Source organism: Candidatus Zymogenus saltonus (assembly GCA_016929395.1).
Lineage (GTDB): Bacteria > Desulfobacterota > Zymogenia > Zymogenales > Zymogenaceae > Zymogenus > Zymogenus saltonus.
Map to the genome: position 1 here is coordinate 32,945 of JAFGIX010000001.1, position 17,948 is coordinate 50,892.

General features: G+C 54.4%; 17 protein-coding genes. 7 read left to right on the plus strand and 10 right to left on the minus strand.

All coding sequences use genetic code 11. The annotated features are described in order from the left end of the window. Positions 1-23: 23 nt before the first annotated feature. The 4 genes from JW984_00170 to JW984_00185 all read left to right on the plus strand — a co-directional run bounded on the left by JW984_00170 (position 24) and on the right by JW984_00185 (position 3,149). Positions 24-332 (plus strand): hypothetical protein, encoded by a 309-nt coding sequence (locus JW984_00170; GenBank protein MBN1571593.1) that lies wholly within the window; start codon positions 24-26, stop codon positions 330-332. A 6-nt stretch (positions 333-338) separates the two neighbouring features. Beyond that, entirely contained in the window at positions 339-746 is a 408-nt protein-coding gene (locus JW984_00175; protein ID MBN1571594.1) for a DNA/RNA nuclease SfsA, read from the plus strand. 180 nt (positions 747-926) lie between these two features. After that, the gene (locus tag JW984_00180; GenBank protein ID MBN1571595.1) at positions 927-1,355 is read left to right on the plus strand and encodes a Rieske (2Fe-2S) protein; all 429 of its coding nucleotides are present in this window, start codon (positions 927-929) and stop codon (positions 1,353-1,355) included. A 228-nt stretch (positions 1,356-1,583) separates the two neighbouring features. Next, positions 1,584-3,149, plus strand: coding sequence for a Na+/H+ antiporter (locus tag JW984_00185; protein ID MBN1571596.1), 1,566 nt, complete (start codon positions 1,584-1,586; stop codon positions 3,147-3,149). A 519-nt stretch (positions 3,150-3,668) separates the two neighbouring features. Here the strand turns inward: JW984_00185 and JW984_00190 are convergent. The 3 genes from JW984_00190 to JW984_00200 all read right to left on the minus strand — a co-directional run bounded on the left by JW984_00190 (position 3,669) and on the right by JW984_00200 (position 6,439). After that, positions 3,669-5,192, minus strand: a complete 1,524-nt coding sequence (locus JW984_00190) for an acyl--CoA ligase (GenBank protein ID MBN1571597.1) — start codon at positions 5,190-5,192, stop codon at positions 3,669-3,671. A 55-nt stretch (positions 5,193-5,247) separates the two neighbouring features. Continuing rightward, entirely contained in the window at positions 5,248-5,964 is a 717-nt protein-coding gene (locus JW984_00195) for an isoprenylcysteine carboxylmethyltransferase family protein (GenBank protein MBN1571598.1), read from the minus strand. A 73-nt stretch (positions 5,965-6,037) separates the two neighbouring features. Next, positions 6,038-6,439, minus strand: a complete 402-nt coding sequence (locus tag JW984_00200; GenBank protein MBN1571599.1) for a hypothetical protein — start codon at positions 6,437-6,439, stop codon at positions 6,038-6,040. Between the two features lie 269 nt (positions 6,440-6,708). On the opposite strand from JW984_00200, the gene JW984_00205 reads away from it, so the two are divergent. The 3 genes from JW984_00205 to JW984_00215 all read left to right on the plus strand — a co-directional run bounded on the left by JW984_00205 (position 6,709) and on the right by JW984_00215 (position 8,524). Next, positions 6,709-7,410, plus strand: coding sequence for an AzlC family ABC transporter permease (locus tag JW984_00205; GenBank protein ID MBN1571600.1), 702 nt, complete (start codon positions 6,709-6,711; stop codon positions 7,408-7,410). Continuing rightward, positions 7,400-8,128 carry an AzlC family ABC transporter permease gene (locus JW984_00210; GenBank protein ID MBN1571601.1) on the plus strand — a complete coding sequence of 243 codons (729 nt, stop codon included), beginning with the start codon at positions 7,400-7,402 and terminating at the stop codon, positions 8,126-8,128. The genes JW984_00205 and JW984_00210 overlap by 11 nt, the downstream gene beginning before the upstream one ends. Positions 8,129-8,197: 69 nt before the next feature. Beyond that, positions 8,198-8,524 (plus strand): AzlD domain-containing protein, encoded by a 327-nt coding sequence (locus JW984_00215; protein ID MBN1571602.1) that lies wholly within the window; start codon positions 8,198-8,200, stop codon positions 8,522-8,524. Between the two features lie 300 nt (positions 8,525-8,824). On the opposite strand, the gene JW984_00220 is transcribed toward JW984_00215, so the two are convergent. From JW984_00220 to JW984_00250, 7 genes are all read right to left on the minus strand, one after another. After that, complete coding sequence (locus JW984_00220) at positions 8,825-9,616, minus strand: CPBP family intramembrane metalloprotease (protein MBN1571603.1); 792 nt, start codon at positions 9,614-9,616, stop codon at positions 8,825-8,827. A gap of 12 nt (positions 9,617-9,628) precedes the next feature. Further along, positions 9,629-10,639, minus strand: a complete 1,011-nt coding sequence (locus JW984_00225; GenBank protein MBN1571604.1) for a GNAT family N-acetyltransferase — start codon at positions 10,637-10,639, stop codon at positions 9,629-9,631. A gap of 88 nt (positions 10,640-10,727) precedes the next feature. After that, complete coding sequence (locus tag JW984_00230; protein ID MBN1571605.1) at positions 10,728-11,894, minus strand: acyl-CoA dehydrogenase family protein; 1,167 nt, start codon at positions 11,892-11,894, stop codon at positions 10,728-10,730. A gap of 10 nt (positions 11,895-11,904) precedes the next feature. Next, positions 11,905-13,053: an acyl-CoA dehydrogenase family protein gene (locus JW984_00235; GenBank protein MBN1571606.1), complete on the minus strand. Its 1,149-nt coding sequence runs from the start codon at positions 13,051-13,053 to the stop codon at positions 11,905-11,907. Positions 13,054-13,252: 199 nt separating this feature from the next. After that, a complete protein-coding gene (locus JW984_00240; protein MBN1571607.1) occupies positions 13,253-13,894 on the minus strand; it encodes a TetR/AcrR family transcriptional regulator in 642 nt (213 codons plus the stop codon). A 499-nt stretch (positions 13,895-14,393) separates the two neighbouring features. Beyond that, positions 14,394-16,805 (minus strand): formate acetyltransferase, encoded by a 2,412-nt coding sequence (locus tag JW984_00245; GenBank protein MBN1571608.1) that lies wholly within the window; start codon positions 16,803-16,805, stop codon positions 14,394-14,396. Positions 16,806-17,021: 216 nt separating this feature from the next. After that, complete coding sequence (locus tag JW984_00250) at positions 17,022-17,705, minus strand: DUF2202 domain-containing protein (protein MBN1571609.1); 684 nt, start codon at positions 17,703-17,705, stop codon at positions 17,022-17,024. Positions 17,706-17,948: the final 243 nt, after the last annotated feature.

The window sequence follows — 17,948 nt, forward strand, 5'->3', positions numbered from 1 at the left end:
ATATGACGCGGCTGAGCGGGTAGATGGTTTGGTACGGAGGCGGGCTGATTCCGGCGCGGTTTGTTGCACGGGAAAACCGCTTCATGGCAAAGGTGGAGATCGGAAGAGAGGTAGCTCTCGCCCACATACAGAACACCGGGAGGCTAAAGGAGATACTGACAGTGGGGAGGAGGGTCTATCTTATCCGCGCGGACAATCCAAACCGCAAGACGAGATACACCGTGATCCTCGCCGATATAGAGGGGACATTGGTATCAGTAGACTCCGGCGTGGTCAACCGGATGCTCCACGAATACCTCGCCGATAAAAAGTTTCCGCCCTTCTCAAGCTAAAACGAGATAAAGAGGGAGTGGAGGCACGGAGACAGCAGGTTCGACCTCCTCCTCTCCAGAAGCGGGTCGGCCGATATATTTGACTTGGAGGACATCCCTGACCTCGCCGTCGAGGTGAAGGGGGTAACACTGGTCAAGGATTCGATAGCCCTCTTCCCGGACGCCGAGACGATCAGGGGGAGAAAACACCTTAGGGAGCTTCTCATGCTGAAGGAAAAGGGCTGCCGCGCGGCGGTCTTCTTCGTGGCCCAGAGGGGGGACGCGACCTCTTTTTCCCCGAACAGTGCAAATGATCCCCGCTTCTCCGTGGCGCTTTCCGAGGCGAAAGAGGGCGGCGTCGAAATATACGCCTTTTCCTCGAACGTTACGCTTACGGAGATATGGATATTGAGAGAGATTCCAGTAAACCTCTGATATATTGTAAAAATTCCACGCCCGTAAATTTACAAATTTATCCTCTTGACATATGCGTAATCAGTGGTTAAAATAGAAAAAGATGGTAGTGATTATTTTTAGCGATTACAGCAGGTATAATTGCTGCCGAAGGTAGAACTAAAGGGTGTTTTTATTCAAAATACTTTTAGGAGTGAAGTAATGAGCTGTAAAGATAGAAACTGTGGTGGAAATGTCAACAGAAGGGGATTTATCGGCTTCATAGTATCGGTCATCGCATCGATCTCGGCTCTCACGCCGCTTGCGGCCTTCTCGAAGGAGAAGTGGGTGTCGGTGGGCAAAAGGGACGATTTCACGGACGGGGGGTTCAATGTGATCGAGGGGGAGAAGATCTTCGTATTTCGGAAGGGGGATAGCTTCAGCGCCATGTCCGGGAAGTGCACCCATTTCGGGTGTCTCGTGGAGAGGCAGGCGGACGGCTCCTTCCTCTGCCCGTGTCACGCCTCGGTGTTCGACGGCAAGGGCGGCGTAAAGAAGGGCCCGGCGAAGAAGGACCTCGTGTGGCACAACGTTAAGGTTATGCCGACAGGCGAGGTCATGGTCGACGTAAAGAGCGAGGTTGCGCCTTAGGCGGGGTGGACTGATAGATATATACTTTTTCGTTTATAAAAAAACAGGGGCGGTTTTAGGCCGCCCCTTTTTTATGGTCGAATACACCTTTCTCACTTTTCGATTTGTCAATCATGTCTAGTCAGCACAAGGTATTAACAGAATTCCGCATTGAAAACCCCGTTGACATGAACCATGTTGTCGGATAAAATCCTCTACATAAGATTAATAGTCTTTTAGAGGAAAAAATTGGAACTCGCCATCGAAAGGGAGATAATAGCGCTCCTGATCGTCGTAACGTCGGTCGCCATGATTGTAAGGAGAATAAAGCTCCCCTACACAGTGGCGCTCGTCATCGTGGGGCTCGCCCTCGGCTTTTTCCACGCCCTTCCCGATCTCCACCTCACCCCGGAGATACTCTTCTTCGTGCTTTTGCCGTCGCTCTTGTTCGAGGCGGCGTTTCATCTCGACATTAGAGACTTTCTAAGAAACGCCTGGACGATCGTGATCCTTGCAGTCCCGGGCGTCCTATTTACGATGGCCGTCGTTGCGGGGATCGTCTTTCTGGGGCTAGGGTGGAGCCAGCCGGCCGTCGCCGTGAGCACGGGGGCCGTGCTGCTGTTCGGCGCGCTCATCTCCGCGACCGACCCGATAAGCGTGCTCGCTATTTTCAAGAAGCTCGGTATATCGAGGAAATTGACCGTGGTGATCGAGGGGGAGAGCCTCTTTAACGACGGCACCGCGGTCGTGATCTTCACCATAGTCCTGGCTGCCATAAACGGCGGCGGGATCGGGATAGGCGCCGGCCTCCAGAAATTCGTAATCGTCGTCGCCGGCGGGATAGCCGTGGGGGCGTGCCTTGGGCTTTTCATGAGCATACTGACCGCCCAGGTGGACGACCACCTGATCGAGATCACTCTGACCTCGATCTTAGCCTACGGCTCGTATCTCGTGGCGGAGGAGCTTCACGTCTCGGGAGTCATCGCTGTTGTCGTCGCCGGAATGATGAGCGGGAACTTCGGCACGAAGTACGGGATGTCCCCGACGACGAAGCTCGCGGTCGAGTCGTTCTGGGAGTACGTGGTCTTTGTGGTCAACTCCATCGTCTTCATATTGATCGGGATCGAGCTTACCTTTGCAAACCTCCTCGACAACATCGTCCCGATCCTCATCGCCTGGGGGGCGGTGCTGGTATCCCGGCTCATGGTGATATATCTCACGAGGCCCATCGTCAACCGCCTCGGAAACGACGTCTCCTTAAGGTGGGCGATGGTCCTCGTCTGGGGGGGAATAAGGGGCTCCATCTCGATGGTGCTGATTCTCTCCCTGCCGAAGGACTTCCCCTACAGGGAGCTGATCCTCTCGATGACGTTCGGGGTCGTTTTCCTGACGCTGATAGGGCAGGGGATGACGATGAGGCCGCTCTTGAGGCGCCTCGGTCTCGTAACCGGCCCCACCAAGGAACGGGAGACGTACGAGAAATACAGGGGGGGGCTTTCCGCCGTGGGCCGGGTCATGGAGGAGATCGAGACGATGGCGAAGAGGAAGGAGATATCGCCGAGCGTCTACAAGAGGCTGAGGGAGCAGTACAGGAAAAGGTCGAAGACGCTGGAGAAGGGGCTTTCCGAACTCCATCTCGAAAAGGATTTTTTGAAGGAGGAGGAGCTGATATCGGTCAGGAGGCACCTCCTGATGGTGGAGAAGGACGCGGTGAAGGACGCCTACGGCCAGGGGCTGATCTCCGACGAGGCGATGAGGGAGCTGACCAAGGAGGTGGACGCGAAGCTTACGATGATGGAGGGGGAGAAGGAGTAGATTTGAGGGGGTGAGGAGAACCGGATATCCGTTTGTTTTCAGTAAAATCTATGATATGTAAACAGTGAATTCAACGTGAGTTTGAGAAAGCAAATATTTGCTTCAACATGATTTGTAAATTCTCCCCCATGTAACACCCGCGTCAGTTTCCGAAACCCGAGGGCGTAGGTATTTCGGGAAAATCCTACCGATAGTAGAGCGAAGACTATTTTAAATGCCGTATGCGAGCATGCCATGGCAGGTGAGTAGTGATTGTCTAAACAGAAAAAGGAGGGGATTCCCCCTCCCAGACCGCTGATAAAGTCCTCGTTTTTAGCGAGGACTTTGTTATTATAGTGCCATGTTAAAGAAAGAGAAGACAAGGGGCTTAAGCCCCTTGTCCACAAGCCCGAAGGGGATTAACCCCCTTATCCACAAGCCCGGAGAGGTCTCCCCTCTTTTTTTTGTCGTTAAAATCTGAGGCCCAAGCCACACTTCAGCCACCCTATTTCAGCTGAAGCTCAAAAACCTCCTGCCACCTTACTCCTTGTACTCATCCTTCATCTTGTACTTCATGACCTTCCCGCTCGGGTTCCTCGGCAGGGCATCGAGGAAGTAGACCACCTTCGGCCTCTTGTAGCCGGGGAGCTTCTCCTTTCCGTAGGCCATCATATCCTCCTCGGTTGCCTCCTCGCCCGGCTTCAGGACAACGGCGGCGTGGATCTTCTCCCCCCACTTCTCGTCCGGCAGGCCGAAGACAGCGATCTCCTGAATCTTCGGGTGGGTGAGAAATGCGTCCTCCACCTCTTTGGCGAAGACGTTTTCGCCCCCCGTCTTTATCATGTCCTTCCTCCTGTCGACGAAGTAGAGAAAGCCGTCCTTGTCGCGGCTGACGATGTCTCCCGTGTGGAGCCAGCCGTCAACGAAGGTGACCTTCGTCTCGTCGTCCCGCTTGTAGTAGCCGGAGATTACCGACGGCCCTTTGAGAAGCAGCTCGCCGGGGTCACCGATCTTGACCTCCTTTCCGGTGTCGTCCACGATCCTGTAGTTTAGAATCGGGTTTATCACGCCGATGGAGCCCGCCTTCTCGAAGATCATGTTCGGCGTCAGGACCGTGGCGTTTCCGCCGCTCGACTCGGTGAGGCCGTAGGTGTAGTACATCTGTGCGTTCGGCATGTACTTCTTGACGTCCTTTTTGAGGTCGTCCGGGAAGGTGGCGGCGGCGGTCGCAAAGGCCCTGACGTGGGTGATGTCGTAGGCTATCGCCTCCGGGACCGCCATGATCCAGTTGAAGAGAAACGGCGGGACGACCATGGCGATGGTGACCTTCTCCTCGGATACGTTTCTCATGTACTGGACCGGGTCGAAGCGGTGTTGGAGGACGACCTTTGCGCCCGCGGCCATGAGCGAATTCAGGCAGTTGTCTATGATGACGTGAAAGAGGGGAAGAACCTGGATCCCGGCATCCTCCTCGGTTATGTTCATTACGTTTATCGTAGTGTAGACCGCCCACAGGGCGTTTGCGTGGGTCAGCATGGCCAGCTTGCTTACGCCGGTGGTTCCGCCGGTGCAGAGGAAAATATAGAGGTCGTCCGGCAGTACCTCCACGTCCGGTTCGACCTTTTTGCCTTTTTTCAAGAAAGATTCGTAGTCCTGTGCGAATTTCGCTTTTTTACCTCCCACCTGGAGATAGGTCTTCACCTTGGGGAGCTCTCCCTTCATGTTCGCCACCATTTCGGCGAACTCCTCGTGGTAGATCAAGACCTTGGCGTCAGACAGGTCGATCAGGTATCTGATGTCCGGCGGGAGGAGCCTCGTCTTGACCGGGAAGTAGACGACGCCGATCTTCGCCAGGGCGTAGTTAGCCTCCACCATTGCCGGGATGTTCTCCGACATCATCGCGACCTTGTCCCCCTTCTTAAGACCCAGGGAGAGGAGGGAGTTCGCAAGGCCGTTGACGCGGTCGTTAAGCTCCCTCCATGTGTAGCGCAGGTCCTCGAAGACGAGGGCCTCTCTGTCGGGAAACTGTATGGCGTTTCTCGCCACGATATTTCCGATAGTCATAATGCCTCCATAGTTAAAAAAAAAGATTATAAATATTCCACCGGAGTTTTCATTTCTACCATATTCCGGCAAAAACCTTATATCTTACTTTTTTAGCATACTCGGCATAACCTGACAATTCTTTTTTTAGGGTTCTGTCCTCAAGTACCGTTCGCGCGATGATGAGAATCACGACCGCCCCGGCGGGAATCAGTCCCCAGAGGGAGCCGAGGATAAGGGGGGTGGTGACCGCCATCAATATCCCGCCGGTGTAGCCGGGGTGTCTGACGTAGCGGTATGGGCCGTCCGTTACCACGAAATGCCCCCGGTCGCTCTGTATCCTGACCATGCTGGAGAAGAACTTGTTCGTCTTCATCGCCCAGATCAGCATGAAGATCGAGAGGAGAAAGAGGGGGTAGCTTATTGTATAGACTATCAGGGGGAGCCTTGGCGACCAGACGTAGCGCCCGGCGTCGAGGCACGCAAGGATTATAACGGCGAGAAAGGCGGGCTTAAAGAGGGCATAAAATATCTTGTCCCACCACTTCACTCCCGGCCCGGGCTTGAGCCTCTCTTTTGCCAGATCGATTTCGTCGGAAAAGAGGGCGATCTGAAAAACGGTGATCAGAAGGATAATGCCGCAGAAGGCCCACCCCTGCCAGTAGGTTATTCTCCCGGCGGAGAGGAAGACGAGGCAGAAGGTCAGGAGAATGGCGAAGATGGTGAGCAGCGCGATCTTAAAATAACCAATCTCGCCATAATTGCCATGATTGATATTTCGGTTTTTCGGCATTTCAACGCAACTGGAATGCTATACACAACAGATATCATAGAATAGAATACCAGTTGGAAATAGTCAAGAACATTTAGACATTTTTACCGTCAAGCCAATCCTCGGCCTCTTTGGGATCGTTAAACTGCCTTGACTTTTCTTCAATGCCGCCTTCTCTTAATGCCCTTCCGCCCGCAAATTTGACAATCATCTGATTAACGATTAAGGCGGTTTCGCCTATTCCCGCTTTATTGCACATTTCCACAGCCTTTACATGAAGATCCATGCACTCCTGTGCGGGCGGCTTAACGTCTATGTTGTCGACCAGCAATGTGAAACCGGGAGAAAGCCGGTCCAGCGCCTTCTTGTTGTCATCAATATAATTTGGAACTTCCGAGGCCTTTTGCCAGAAGCCTTTTAGCTTTGAGTAATAACGATTTTTGTTTTCGTCAACGTACATTTCATAGTAATCGTTCTTTGCAATCTCCTCTTTCATTTTTTCCTCCCTGCAAATAATCGATACAATGTTACAAACACTAACAATAGTGTTACCGACATTATAAAGTATTCGGATATAATGTCAAGATATATTTTAGCCATTAATTAATAGGCTATATATTAAATGTTGATTTTGGATAATGTTTTGATGTTTTTGTTCAATGCTTTGCTAAGATTATAAAAAAATCTCCTTGTGTATGAGACGACGTTATAATATAATTCCCGAAATTTGGTTGGTGTAATTGTACAGGATTATGGTCATCGACGATGGGAGCCTTTAACAGAAAGAATTTTTTCAGGGGCATCGTAGATTCCCTCCCGATAGTCATATCGATATTTCCCTTCGGCATTGTCTTCGGCGTTTTGGCGATAAAGTCGGGATTCACGATATACGAGGCGTGCTTTTCCAGCGTTGTGGTCTTTGCCGGGGCCGCCCAGTTCTGCTCCCTTCCCCTGTTTGCGGCGGGGGTTAGCCCCTGGGCGATCATCGGGACCACGTTCATCATCAACCTCAGGCATCTCATCATGAGCGCCTCCATCTCCAGAAGGATAAAGGAGGAGGAGCTGCTCCCCAGGGCGGCGGCTTCGTACTTACTGATCGACGAGTCTTTCGCCGTGACCTCGGCTTGGTGGGACTCCGGCAAGAGGGAGTCCGCCCGGGACTTCCTTATCGGGTCGGGGCTTGCCGCCTGGACGTCCTGGAACATCGCGACGATCCTGGGGGCGTTATTCGGGAACGTCCTGGGCGATCCGAAGAGACTGGGACTCGATTTCGCCATTGTCGCGGGATTTATCGGGCTTCTGGTGCCGCTGGTGAAGGGGAGGGTAGAGGTTCTGGTCCTTCTCTACGCGATAATCGTTTCGGTACTGTCATATATTTTCATCCCGGGTAACTGGTACATTCTGGTCGCCACCGTCCTTGGGAGCCTTGTCGGGGCCGTTTTCTCGCGGGACGAGGATGTCGACTGAAAAAGGTGGTTTAAGGATGGGAGCCTTCAACAAAAAGAAGATGGTCAAGGGCGCCGTGGATTCGCTCCCGATAGTTATTTCGGTATTGCCCTTCGGGATTATCTACGGCGTTCTGGCGATAAAGTCGGGGCTGACGATATTCGAGGCGTCCTTTTCGAGCCTGGTCGTCTCCGCCGGGGCGGCCCAGTTCTGCTCCCTCCCTTTATTTGCGACGGGGGCTAGTCCCTGGGCGATCATCGGGACGACCTTCATAATCAACCTCAGGCACCTCATATTGGGCGCCTCCATGTCACGAAAGATAAAGGAGGAGGAGATGCTCCCCAGGGCCTTGGCGGCGTACTGCCTCTTTGACGAGTCGTTCGCCGTGACCTCGGCCTGGTACGACTCCGGAAACAGGGAGTCCGTCCGGGATTACCTTATCGGGTCGGGGCTGGCGGGATGGGCGTCCTGGAATGTTTCAACGGTTATGGGGGCCGTATTCGGAAACATCCTCGGCGACCCGAAGAGACTGGGGCTAGACTTCGCCATCGTTGCGGGCTTTGTCGGGCTCCTTGTGCCGATGGTGAAGGGGAGGGTGGAGCTTCTCGTGCTACTTTTTGCGGCAGTAGCATCGGTCCTGTCATATCTCTTCATTCCGGGGAGCTGGTACATCCTGATCGCGGCCCTCACTGCGAGCGGGGTCGGCGCCGTCTTTTCGCGGGACGGGGATGGGGAGTAAAGAGCAATGTCTGACAAAATGGATTGTAAAACGAAGTTGTAGATTGGCATAAGGTAGTTGGAGGAAAGCTTGAGCCACGTATCAAACCTGCTTACAATGGTCGGAATGGGGATAGTCACCTATCTCACCAGGGCGTTCTTCCTCGTCGGGAAAAAAGACGAGGGGATGCCGAAGTTCGTCGTCAGGGCGCTGAAGTTTGTGCCGGTGGCCGTACTTAGCGCAATCGTCGCCCCGATGGTGGTCGCCCCGGAGGGAAGGCTCGCCCTGACCTACGACAGCCCCTACCTCATTGCGGGCATCTTGACATTTCTTGTGGCTTACATCTCGAAAAACCTTATAATCACCGTCTTCAGCGGCATAGCGTTGATCCTGATCGTTAAGTTCATCATAGGATGAGAGCAAGAGGGGAATATCTATCCGTCCGTCTCGCCATCTCGCCATCGCGACATTTCTCGATAAATTTTCGTCTCGGTGATTCAAGGATACGGCACCAACTGGGGAATTCGGCATAACTTAAAAACATCCGTCATTGCGGGCGAACGAAGAAGTCGCGGCAGTATCCTATTAAAGGCGCGTGATAAAGGTGCGTGATAAAAGAGGCTTTAGGCTTCAAGCAAAACGAAAATTCCGCGTCATTTAAACGGACACGATTTGTCCCCGTTTATTTCAAACACGGAAAGGCGTCGGGGTCCGCTCCTAAATCCTGCCGACGATGTTGAGGAGGATCAGAAAGATCGTCATGTCGGCGAAGGTGTGGACGAGTATCGGCATCAAGAGACCACCGGCGCGGTTTCGTATGATGCCCATAAAGAGGCCGTAGACGGTCGCCATGACGGCGCCCAAAATCCCGTTGGGTATACCCCAGTAGTGGATGACGCCGAAGATAACCGCCTGGACCGCGATCACCGCATGGACGCTCCCGAAAATTTCCTCAAGGCCATTCCACAGTATCCCCCGGTAGACGACCTCCTCCACTATGGAGTTCACGAAGGCAAAGACGACCCCCCCGACGAGGAGCTTCAATAATTCCACGTCCGGAAAATATTGCGTGAAGACCTCGATGTCGGGATCGAAAAGCCAATACCAGAGGATCAGGGCGGATGAGCTGACCGCGATAACGACAAGTCCATAAACAATCGAGGTCTTGTTTATCTCACCGACCTCCCCAAAAGAGGGGGGCGATTCATCTCTCCAGAGAGATTTAAAAAACCGAATCGTGATCAGGTAGAGGGCTATGGGAAATGCGAACATCAATCCCAGCGTGTAAAAGGGGAGGGTTCTCGTGATGTAGGCCACGAGGAAGAAAAGGGTGGGACCGAAGAGGGATATGTGTCTTCTGTAAAAAAAGAGCGTTATAAGGGCGAGGAAAACGGCCGGGATTGAAAGAAAAATCCATCCCTCGACCATGTGTGTGGGGAAGAGGAGGCCGACGACCGCCGCCGTCAAATACAGAGCGGCCGGGACAAATTTCTTTTCCGATTTTTCCATCGCCTTATTCCCTTAATCCGGACGAAAGAAATCAAATATCATCTGCATATATATCACGCCATGGTAGCTCCCGAACTTGTGCCCCACCTCCCTCAACGTGCCGACCTCCTCAAAGCCGAGGGATTTGAAGAGGCCTATGCTTCGGTCGTTTCCGGTGGCGATCCTCGCTATCAGGGTGTGGAGGCCAGCTTTCTTTCCCTCCTCGACGACCGCCGTGACGAGCCTCCTTCCTACGCCTTTTCCCCTGTGCCGACCTTCGACGTAGACGGAGAGTTCCGCCGTTCCCGCGTACGCGCCCCTGTCGGACCATTTTGATAGGGAGGCCCAGCCGACGACTCTCTCCCCTACCTCCGATACGAGGACGGGGTGCTTAGGGCCGTGCCCCAGAAACCACTCCTCCTGGTCTTTTAGAGACCTGGGCTCCGTGTCGAACGTGGCGGTGGTCGTGCAAACCGCCTCGTTGTAGATCCAGGTTACGGCACCGAGGTCGGCCATTGTCATTCTCCTTATCACGGTTTCCGTCAACGTTTGCTCAACCTCCAGCTCCTTTTCCATTACGAGACACGCAATGCTTACCTCTTCGTTTAGCGGGGTCACGTCCTCCCTGACAACGCGAAATCCGTGTCCCTCGTAGAACTGGCGGGCGTTCAAGGAGACGTTGAGCGTTAGAGAGCCTACCCCCGAAGAGACCGCCTCCCCTTCGAGTACGGCAAGGAGGCCCGACCCGACTCCCTTCCCCTGAAAGCGGGGGTGGACGTAGATCGCGTTGACCAGCCCCTTCTGCAAGAGAGCAAAGCCGATGACCGCGCCCCCTTCACCCCCTTCCTTCGCAACGAACGCGAGCATGTCCGGCTTCTCCACAGCCTCCGCGGCCTTCTCGACCGTCATCGCGTCGTGCCAGGCGTTAAGGGTATCCTTGTCGTAAGGCCCGCCGGAGAGCGCCCTTACGGCGCTGTGGTGGACGTTGCAGATTCCCTTTGCATCCTCTTTCGATGCGGGCCGGATGATAAAGCTCGGTTCCAACTTATCTTTATCCTTACATAAAAAGGCGGGATTGCCCCGCCTTTTTGAGCCATTTGAAAACTTATTCCGGGTTCCCTCACGGGTTCCCTTAATACTTCGCAAGGACGTCCCTGGAGATCAATACCCTTTGGATCTCGGAGGTCCCCTCGCCGATCTCACCCAGCTTTGCGTCCCTGTAAAGCCTCTCCACAAGATACTCCTTGGTGTAGCCATAGCCGCCGTGGATCTGAACCGCCCAGCTGGATATGTTGGTGGAGGCCTCTGATGCCACAAGCTTTGCGATGGAGGCCATGGTTGCGGCGGATGGGTTCTTGTTGTCCTTCAGCCACGCGGCCTTGTAGATGAGGAGGCGCGAGACGTCTATCAGCGTCTTCATGTCCGCGAGCTTGAATCCGACCATCTGGAACTTGCCGATCGGCTTTCCGAACTGCTGACGCTCCTTGGAGTATTTTATCGACTCCTCCATGCAGGCCACGGCGATTCCCAGCGCCACCATCGCCATCCCGACCCGGCCGTACTCGAGGGTCTGCATCGCCTGTATGAAGCCCTCGTTCTCAACCCCGAGGAGGTTCTCGGCCGGGATCTCGCAGTCCTCGAAGATCAGCTCGGAGGTCGGGGAGCCGCGGTAGCCCATCTTGTCCAGGGGCTTTCCGGCGGAAAACCCCTTTGTCCCCTTCTCCACTATGAAGGAGCTCACGTCTCTCCCCTTGTGGCCGTCCTTGTCGGTCTTGGCCATGACGACGGCGATGTCCGCAATGGGGCCGTTGGTGATGAACATCTTCGTCCCGTTTAAGACCCACTTATCCCCCTTCTTGACGGCGGTCGTCTTGACGCTGATGGCGTCCGATCCCGCGTCCGGCTCGGTGAGCCCGAAACACCCTATCATCTCGGTGGAGATGAGCTTCGGGAGGTACTTTTCCTTCTGCTTGTCGGTGCCGAAAAGGGCGATTGGGATGCCGCAGAGTCCAACGCTCCCGCCGATTGAAAGGTAGGTGGAGGCGCACACCCTTGCGAGCTCCTCCTGGGCTATCGACTGGGTGAGGAGGTTCCTCGCCGTGCCGCCGTACTTCTCTTCGTGAAAGAGGCCGGTGTATCCGAACTGGGCGAGCTTCTTGAAATTTCCCTTGAGTATCTCCACGCCCTTGTCGTGGTCGGCCTTGTCCAATAAATCCGCATTGGGCCTTATTTCTTTTTCACAGAACTTCCTGAAAGATTCCTGAAGCGCCAATTGTTCCTTTGAAAGTGAGTAGTCCATTTTTCCCTCCCTATGACATGAGGAGTCTTGAGATGATCATCTTCTGAATCTCCGATGTGCCGCCGCCGATCTGGGCGAGCTTGGTGTCCCTGAAGGCGCGCTCCACCGGGTATTCGTGCATGTAGCCGTAACCGCCGTGGATCTGGACGGCGTCCGACATCGCCGCCATTCCGTAGTCGCCGATGTAGAGTTTGGCCACCGCCGCCTCCATGTGGTTCAGGGCCATTCCCTGGTCCTTGTTCCACGCCACCTTGTAGACGAGGAGCCTTGCCGCCTCGACAAAACACTTTATGTCGGCGAGCTTCTTCTGGATAGCCTGGAACTTGGCGATGGGGCGGCCGAACTGCACCCTCTCCTTTGCGTAGCGGGCGCTCTCCTTCAGGATATACTCCATTCCGCCGACGAAGGGGGCCAGAAGCGCGGATCTGTCCCACTCGAGGGTTTGGAGGGCCATAGGAAAGCCGTTGTTTAAGGTCCCCAGGAGGTTTTCCTCCGGTATCTCGCAGTCGTCAAAAAATAGCTCGGCCGTGGTGGACGTCTTGACCCCCATCTTCTTCAACGTCTTGCTTACGCCGAATCCCTTTGTCCCTTTCTCCACGATAAAGCCGGACATCCCCATGTGTCTCTTTTCCTTGTCGGTGGAGGCATAGACCACGCAGACGTCCGCAATGGGGCCGTTTGTGATGAACATCTTTGTCCCGTTCAAGACCCAGCGGTCGCCCTTCTTGACCGCGGTGGTCGCTATCGATGCGGCGTCAGACCCAGCGTTCGGCTCGGTGAGCCCCATGCAGCCGACCCACTCGCCGGTCACCATCTTCGGGAGATACCTGTCCTTCTGCTCCTTGGTTCCGTGCTGGAGAATAGTATCGGCGGAAAGGTACGTATGGGCGCCCCAGGAGAGGGTAAGGCCGCCGTCCGCGCCCCCCTCCGCCATCGCCTCCGAGGCGAGGCACGCAGTCACTACGTCCGATCCCGCGCCGCCGTACTCCTCCGGGAAGTGGAGCCCCAGCAGCCCGAACTCCCCCATCTTCTTCCACGCCTCCCAGCAGAACTCGCCCTTCTCGTCGTACTCCTCCGCATACGGGGCGATCTCGTTCTGGGAAAACTTAAGCACCTGATCTCTGAAAGCAAGCTGTTCATCCGTAAAGGTGAAATCCATGAAACCCTCCTTTTTAGCTGTTCCTTATAAATCAATAACAGTCTATATATAGATTACGGGGCGATTTTCAAAACAGACTTTTTTAAAAAACCATCGAATTATCGATATTAAGTCTCACCCAATCCATGAAAATACCTCCCTCCTCTAAAGCCCCGCTTCCCCTGGAATTTGAATCTCCGGCTCTTGAAGCAGGCCCCGATCATTTCTCGGCGGGGCAGACCGAGAGCCCGTTAAGGAGCGTGGCGGTCAGCATGTCGGTCGCCCTCTTCGCATCTTCGGCCGTAATCGACCTCACGCCGTCCACGATCCACTTCAGCATTATCCTCTCAACCGATCCATATATGGCGTAGGCGGCCAGCGTCGGGTCGATGTCGGCGTTGAACTTGCCCCGGCTCTGGCCTATCTCCACTATCTTCGTGATGAGATCGAAGGCGTCCTTGAAGTGGCGGACGTTCTCCCCGCTGAAGAACCGGGAGGCCTTGACGACGTCTATGATCATGACCTCGATCATCCTCGGATTGTTTTTATACGAATGAAACAAAAACGAGATAAGCCCCCTGACCATCTCCCTCGGGTCGTCTTCGGTCTCGATCACCCTCTTTATGGCGGACAGGAAGTTCTCCCAGCGGGTCTCGAAGATCGATAACAGCAGGTCTTCCTTGCTGTCGAAGTAGTGGTAGACGAGACCGTAGGCGATGCCCGCCTCGTTGGCGATATCGGAGACCCGGGCGCCGAAGTACCCCTTGTCCGCGAAGACCTTTATGGCGGCATCCAGGATGACCGTCGTCTTGTCCGTCGAGTCCTCGTTGTTGTTGTTTGCTTTTACGGTTTTTTTAGGCAATCTGTATTCCTTAAATATCTATCTTTTCTCACCGGGCTTCCGCTCCATTGAAATTCATGGGGCAACCCCGTAGATTGACTTGTCAGTCAAAAAGTTTATAGTTTCGATAATCCTTTGTCAAGGTAAAATGTGGCCTTTCTCTGACAAAATATTTGATTTTTTGGATTTGGTTCGTTCCGAGATTTGAATTTGATATTAGTTCGAAGGACTTAATGCGAAGGATGCAGGGCAAAGGACGGCGGATCGAATAGCGGACGATAGGGATAGACGGGGGATATAAATTTGGAGAACAGCACTGTTTCGAGCCGATACGTACCGCAAAAATCCAATTCCGCAACAATCCCGGATTGCGCCTTTGGATTGTCGTGTACGGTGCGGAAATAGGGTGGAAGAAGTTGAGCCGTTAAGGAGTGAGGGGTGAAAGCATCTCCCCCCCCCCCCGCACACATCCCTATCCAACAAACTATATCTCAAATAATAGGTCACCGAGGCCGATCGACTAATGGAGGCTCAGGCGGGTCCTCGCGATGATCTCGTCTTTGACGATGTTGGGGAGATCGTCGAAGTAGGCGCAGTAACCGGCGACGCGGACGACCAGGCCCGGATATTTCCCCGGGTTTTTACGGGCGTCCAAGAGCGTATCGGCGTCGAGGACGTTGATCTGCAGCTCCATCCCGCCGGACTCGAAGAAGCCCCTTGTGAGCGCCCCCAGGATCTCGACTCCCCTCTCCCCGGAAAGAGTTCCGGGATCGAACTTGAGGTTTGTGGCGTAGCCGTTGGCGGCGAGCTTCGCGTCCACCCTGGAAACGGAGTTCAAAAGCGCCGTTGGGCCGCATTTGTCCATCCCGTTCGCGGGGGAAAGGCTCGCACCGAAGGGCATCCCCTTGAGCCTCCCGCTGGGGAGGGCGGGGGTCTTCTCGCCGAAGGAGGCATGGGTCGTGGAGGAGTAGAAGCCGGGGACATATTGTCCCCCCCTGACGTTCTTGTATCGGGATACCACATCGTGGTAGATATTGGCAACGAGATCGGCGTATTCGTCCGGGAGCTTTTGGTCGTTTCCGTATTTAGGCGTCTTGAGAAGCTCGACCCTCAGCTTCGGGTTCGACCTGAAGTCGTCCCTCATCGCCGTAACTAACTCCGGAAGTCTGCATATCTTCCTGTCGAAGACGGCATCCTTTATGGCGGCAAGCGAATCCGCCACGTCGGCCACGCCCACGCCCTGGACTCCGCTCCCGTTGTAGATGGCGCCGCCCGCGGTTATGTCCAGTCCCGACTCGATGCAGCCGTCCACCAACATCGACGAGAAGGGGGTGGGGTGAAAGTCCCGGTTTCCGCCGTCGATAACCTCGAGGTCCTTGACCATCCTCAAGACCATGTGCTCCACCTGCTCCCGGAAGGCGCCAATGACATCTTCTATCGTGGTAAAGGTCTCCGGGGGCGGGGTGTCGGCGCCGACCTTCTTTCCCCGCCGTTTCAGCGTCCTGCCCCTGTTCAGCGCAAAGATGAGGCACATGGGGAGGTTGAAGAGGGCTGTGTCCGTGGAGAGAAAGCTCTTTCCCGGAATTGACGGCTCCACGCACCCCACGATCCCGTAGTCCCTTGCGTCCTCGAGGAGGTAGCCGTGATGGAGAAGGGACGATATGACCGCCTCGTCGCTGAAGATGCCCGGGACGCCGTTTCCCTTTCTCGCAACTTCCACCGCCCGCCTGACGTATTCTTTGGGGGAGCCTTTGTGGGTGCGGGCGTGGTAGTTCGGGTCGCGAAGTCCCGATCGCTCCATCACGTCGAGGAAGACATAGGTGAGTTCGTTGACTGCGTCATTGCCGTTTCTGTCCATTCCCCCGACGACGGCCGCCTGGGCTACGAGGTAGCCGCCGTGACACTTGCTGATCGTCTCCGAGAGGTGGAAGACGTGCTCGGTGGCCTTTGCCGAGAAGCAGAGGAGGAATTCCACGGCTTTTTCTCTGGTAATCCTCCCCTCCGCCATGTCGCGCCTGTAATAGGGGTAGAGGTACTGGTCGACTCTGCTCAGGGAGACGGCGGAGTTTATCCCCTCGAGGCAGACGGTAAGATGTGACAGCCACAACGACTGCACCGCCTCATGGAACGTCTCGGCCCCCTCCCTGGGCACCTTTCTCAATATTCGGGCGATCTCGTGAAGCTCGAAAATCCTTGTCTCGTCCATCTCTTCGGCGGCTTGTCTCTCCGCCTCTATGGCGAGGTTTTCCGCAAAATCGACAAGCCCCTCGGAGACTATCCGGCACGCCCTGTGGAGGTCGCCGTCCATCCCCTCCATCTCCTTGAGGTAGCCTTCTATGCCGATCTTGACCATCTTCTCGTAGTTGGGGAGGAAGTGGCCTATCCCGCCGGCGACGTTTATCAGGTAGAAGGTGGGGGAGAGCTGATCCACCACATAGCGCAAAAAGTGGCCGATCCTTCCCGGGAAAAACGACCTGATTATCATGTTTCGGGTAAGCCAGTAGGGAATTATCCGGAAGATGAACTTGAGCCTCTCCGACCACGGTATTTGAAAGGGGGTCGTCTCTCTCTTGTCTATCCAGAGCAGCTCCTGGTTTACGAAGACCCCCGAGAGCTCCGGCTGGATTATGGCGGACTTCCTGTGGCTGCCCACGTTTCCGACTATCAATTCGTCGTCGAATATCTTGGCCGACTTGTTGCGAAGGAGGTGTCTTATAGCCTTCGCCTTCCTTATTATCATCGGCTCCTTCGGATCGTCGTATTTTTTGAAATATTCAGTGATGAGCCAGGCGCGCTCGGTGCAGAGATGCATTTTACTTGACAGGATATTTTCCTTTATGCGGGCAAAGCGATCCGATCTTTTCTCGCTTTTGTATTGTTCAATTCCTACGGGTTCAATCTGTGCGCCCGCGGTAATAGCGTGTCTGGCCATAAGTCCGTTCTCCTTAATAAAAAATTTTCAATAATAATGCGCTCGGTAATTGTACAATATTATGAGTAATTTTGCAACGAAATTGCCGTCGAGGTTGAAAAGTCTGTAAATAATCTGAAGCTGATTACTTGAGATTCCACATTAAAAAACTTCCCCGCCGAGAGTCCATTCAAGCGTCTTCAAGAGGGCTCGGAAGAACGGGCTGCGAGCGGCCTCTCAAAAGGTGTAATCGGGATCTAATATAGCGCCCCTCTCCCGGGGGCTCGTGACTATCCGGTTGAAGAGATCGGCGTTGAGATAGGCGGGGGTGTACTTGACCCCGGCCCGCTCGACCTGCCTGTTAAACGACCTCAGGTGGTTTCTTGAGCCCTTCATCAGGTTCTGGTAGAGGATCCTTACGTCGTCGTTGTCGGTCGCCTCGATCCACTTTTTGAGGTCGGCGATGTCCAGCTCCTCGATCTGCGCCCCGACGATAAGGGCGTCGTTTAGAGATTTTCCGGCCTTGTCGATAAGCTCCGTGTAGAGATCTGCAAGCATATCGTTTTTGAAAACGCCCGGGACGTCATCGGAGACCGGATCTTTAAGACCGTAGCGTTTGATTATCTTTTCCAGTGCGTCCATGTGGGTCTGCTCGCTTGCCGTGATACTGCTGAATATCCTTATTCCCCATTTGTCGTATATCGCCCGGTAGACGTCCCTCGCCAGCTTCTCCTCCTCGCGCATGAAGAGGATTCCTTTTGCCTCTTCGGCGGTCAGCTCGGTGATCTCGATGGTGGCGATCTTTGCGTCGACTACGGTGGTGACATTGTCCTGGGCCTTTAATGAGGGGGCGAAAAAAACCACGCAGGAGATCCCCGCGATGACGGCAGCTATCAGGGCCGGCTTGGTAAATCCTTTCATTGTTATACTCCTTTGCCTTTAAAAATGTTCAAACACTTTAAGCACACAATGCGGTCGGGTATGTGTCGATTTGAATTTGATTTGGGCAGGTTTGGAAGTCTGTCTCACCGCGCTTTAGAGAGTAGCCTGAAGATCGACACACTTTTATAAGTATAACATATTTTCCGATCCCGCGCAATCGGGCGGTGTCGCCGCGGTTTAAGGCCGTCGTTCAAGGCAATGGTGTCTCATCGATAAGGTTAT

Excerpts from the sequence above, each read along its gene's own strand:
- JW984_00205 (MBN1571600.1), top strand. The coding sequence starts at position 6,709 with ATGGGAGCCTTTAACAGAAAGAATTTTTTCAGGGGCATCGTAGATTCC.
- JW984_00245 (MBN1571608.1), bottom strand. The coding sequence starts at position 16,805 with ATGGCCAGACACGCTATTACCGCGGGCGCACAGATTGAACCCGTAGGA.
- JW984_00230 (MBN1571605.1), bottom strand. The coding sequence starts at position 11,894 with ATGGACTACTCACTTTCAAAGGAACAATTGGCGCTTCAGGAATCTTTC.
- JW984_00235 (MBN1571606.1), bottom strand. The coding sequence starts at position 13,053 with ATGGATTTCACCTTTACGGATGAACAGCTTGCTTTCAGAGATCAGGTG.
- JW984_00180 (MBN1571595.1), top strand. The coding sequence starts at position 927 with ATGAGCTGTAAAGATAGAAACTGTGGTGGAAATGTCAACAGAAGGGGA.
- JW984_00210 (MBN1571601.1), top strand. The coding sequence starts at position 7,400 with ATGTCGACTGAAAAAGGTGGTTTAAGGATGGGAGCCTTCAACAAAAAG.
- JW984_00250 (MBN1571609.1), bottom strand. The coding sequence starts at position 17,705 with ATGAAAGGATTTACCAAGCCGGCCCTGATAGCTGCCGTCATCGCGGGG.
- JW984_00170 (MBN1571593.1), top strand. The coding sequence starts at position 24 with ATGGTTTGGTACGGAGGCGGGCTGATTCCGGCGCGGTTTGTTGCACGG.
- JW984_00190 (MBN1571597.1), bottom strand. The coding sequence starts at position 5,192 with ATGACTATCGGAAATATCGTGGCGAGAAACGCCATACAGTTTCCCGAC.
- JW984_00200 (MBN1571599.1), bottom strand. The coding sequence starts at position 6,439 with ATGAAAGAGGAGATTGCAAAGAACGATTACTATGAAATGTACGTTGAC.
- JW984_00220 (MBN1571603.1), bottom strand. The coding sequence starts at position 9,616 with ATGGAAAAATCGGAAAAGAAATTTGTCCCGGCCGCTCTGTATTTGACG.
- JW984_00195 (MBN1571598.1), bottom strand. The coding sequence starts at position 5,964 with ATGCCGAAAAACCGAAATATCAATCATGGCAATTATGGCGAGATTGGT.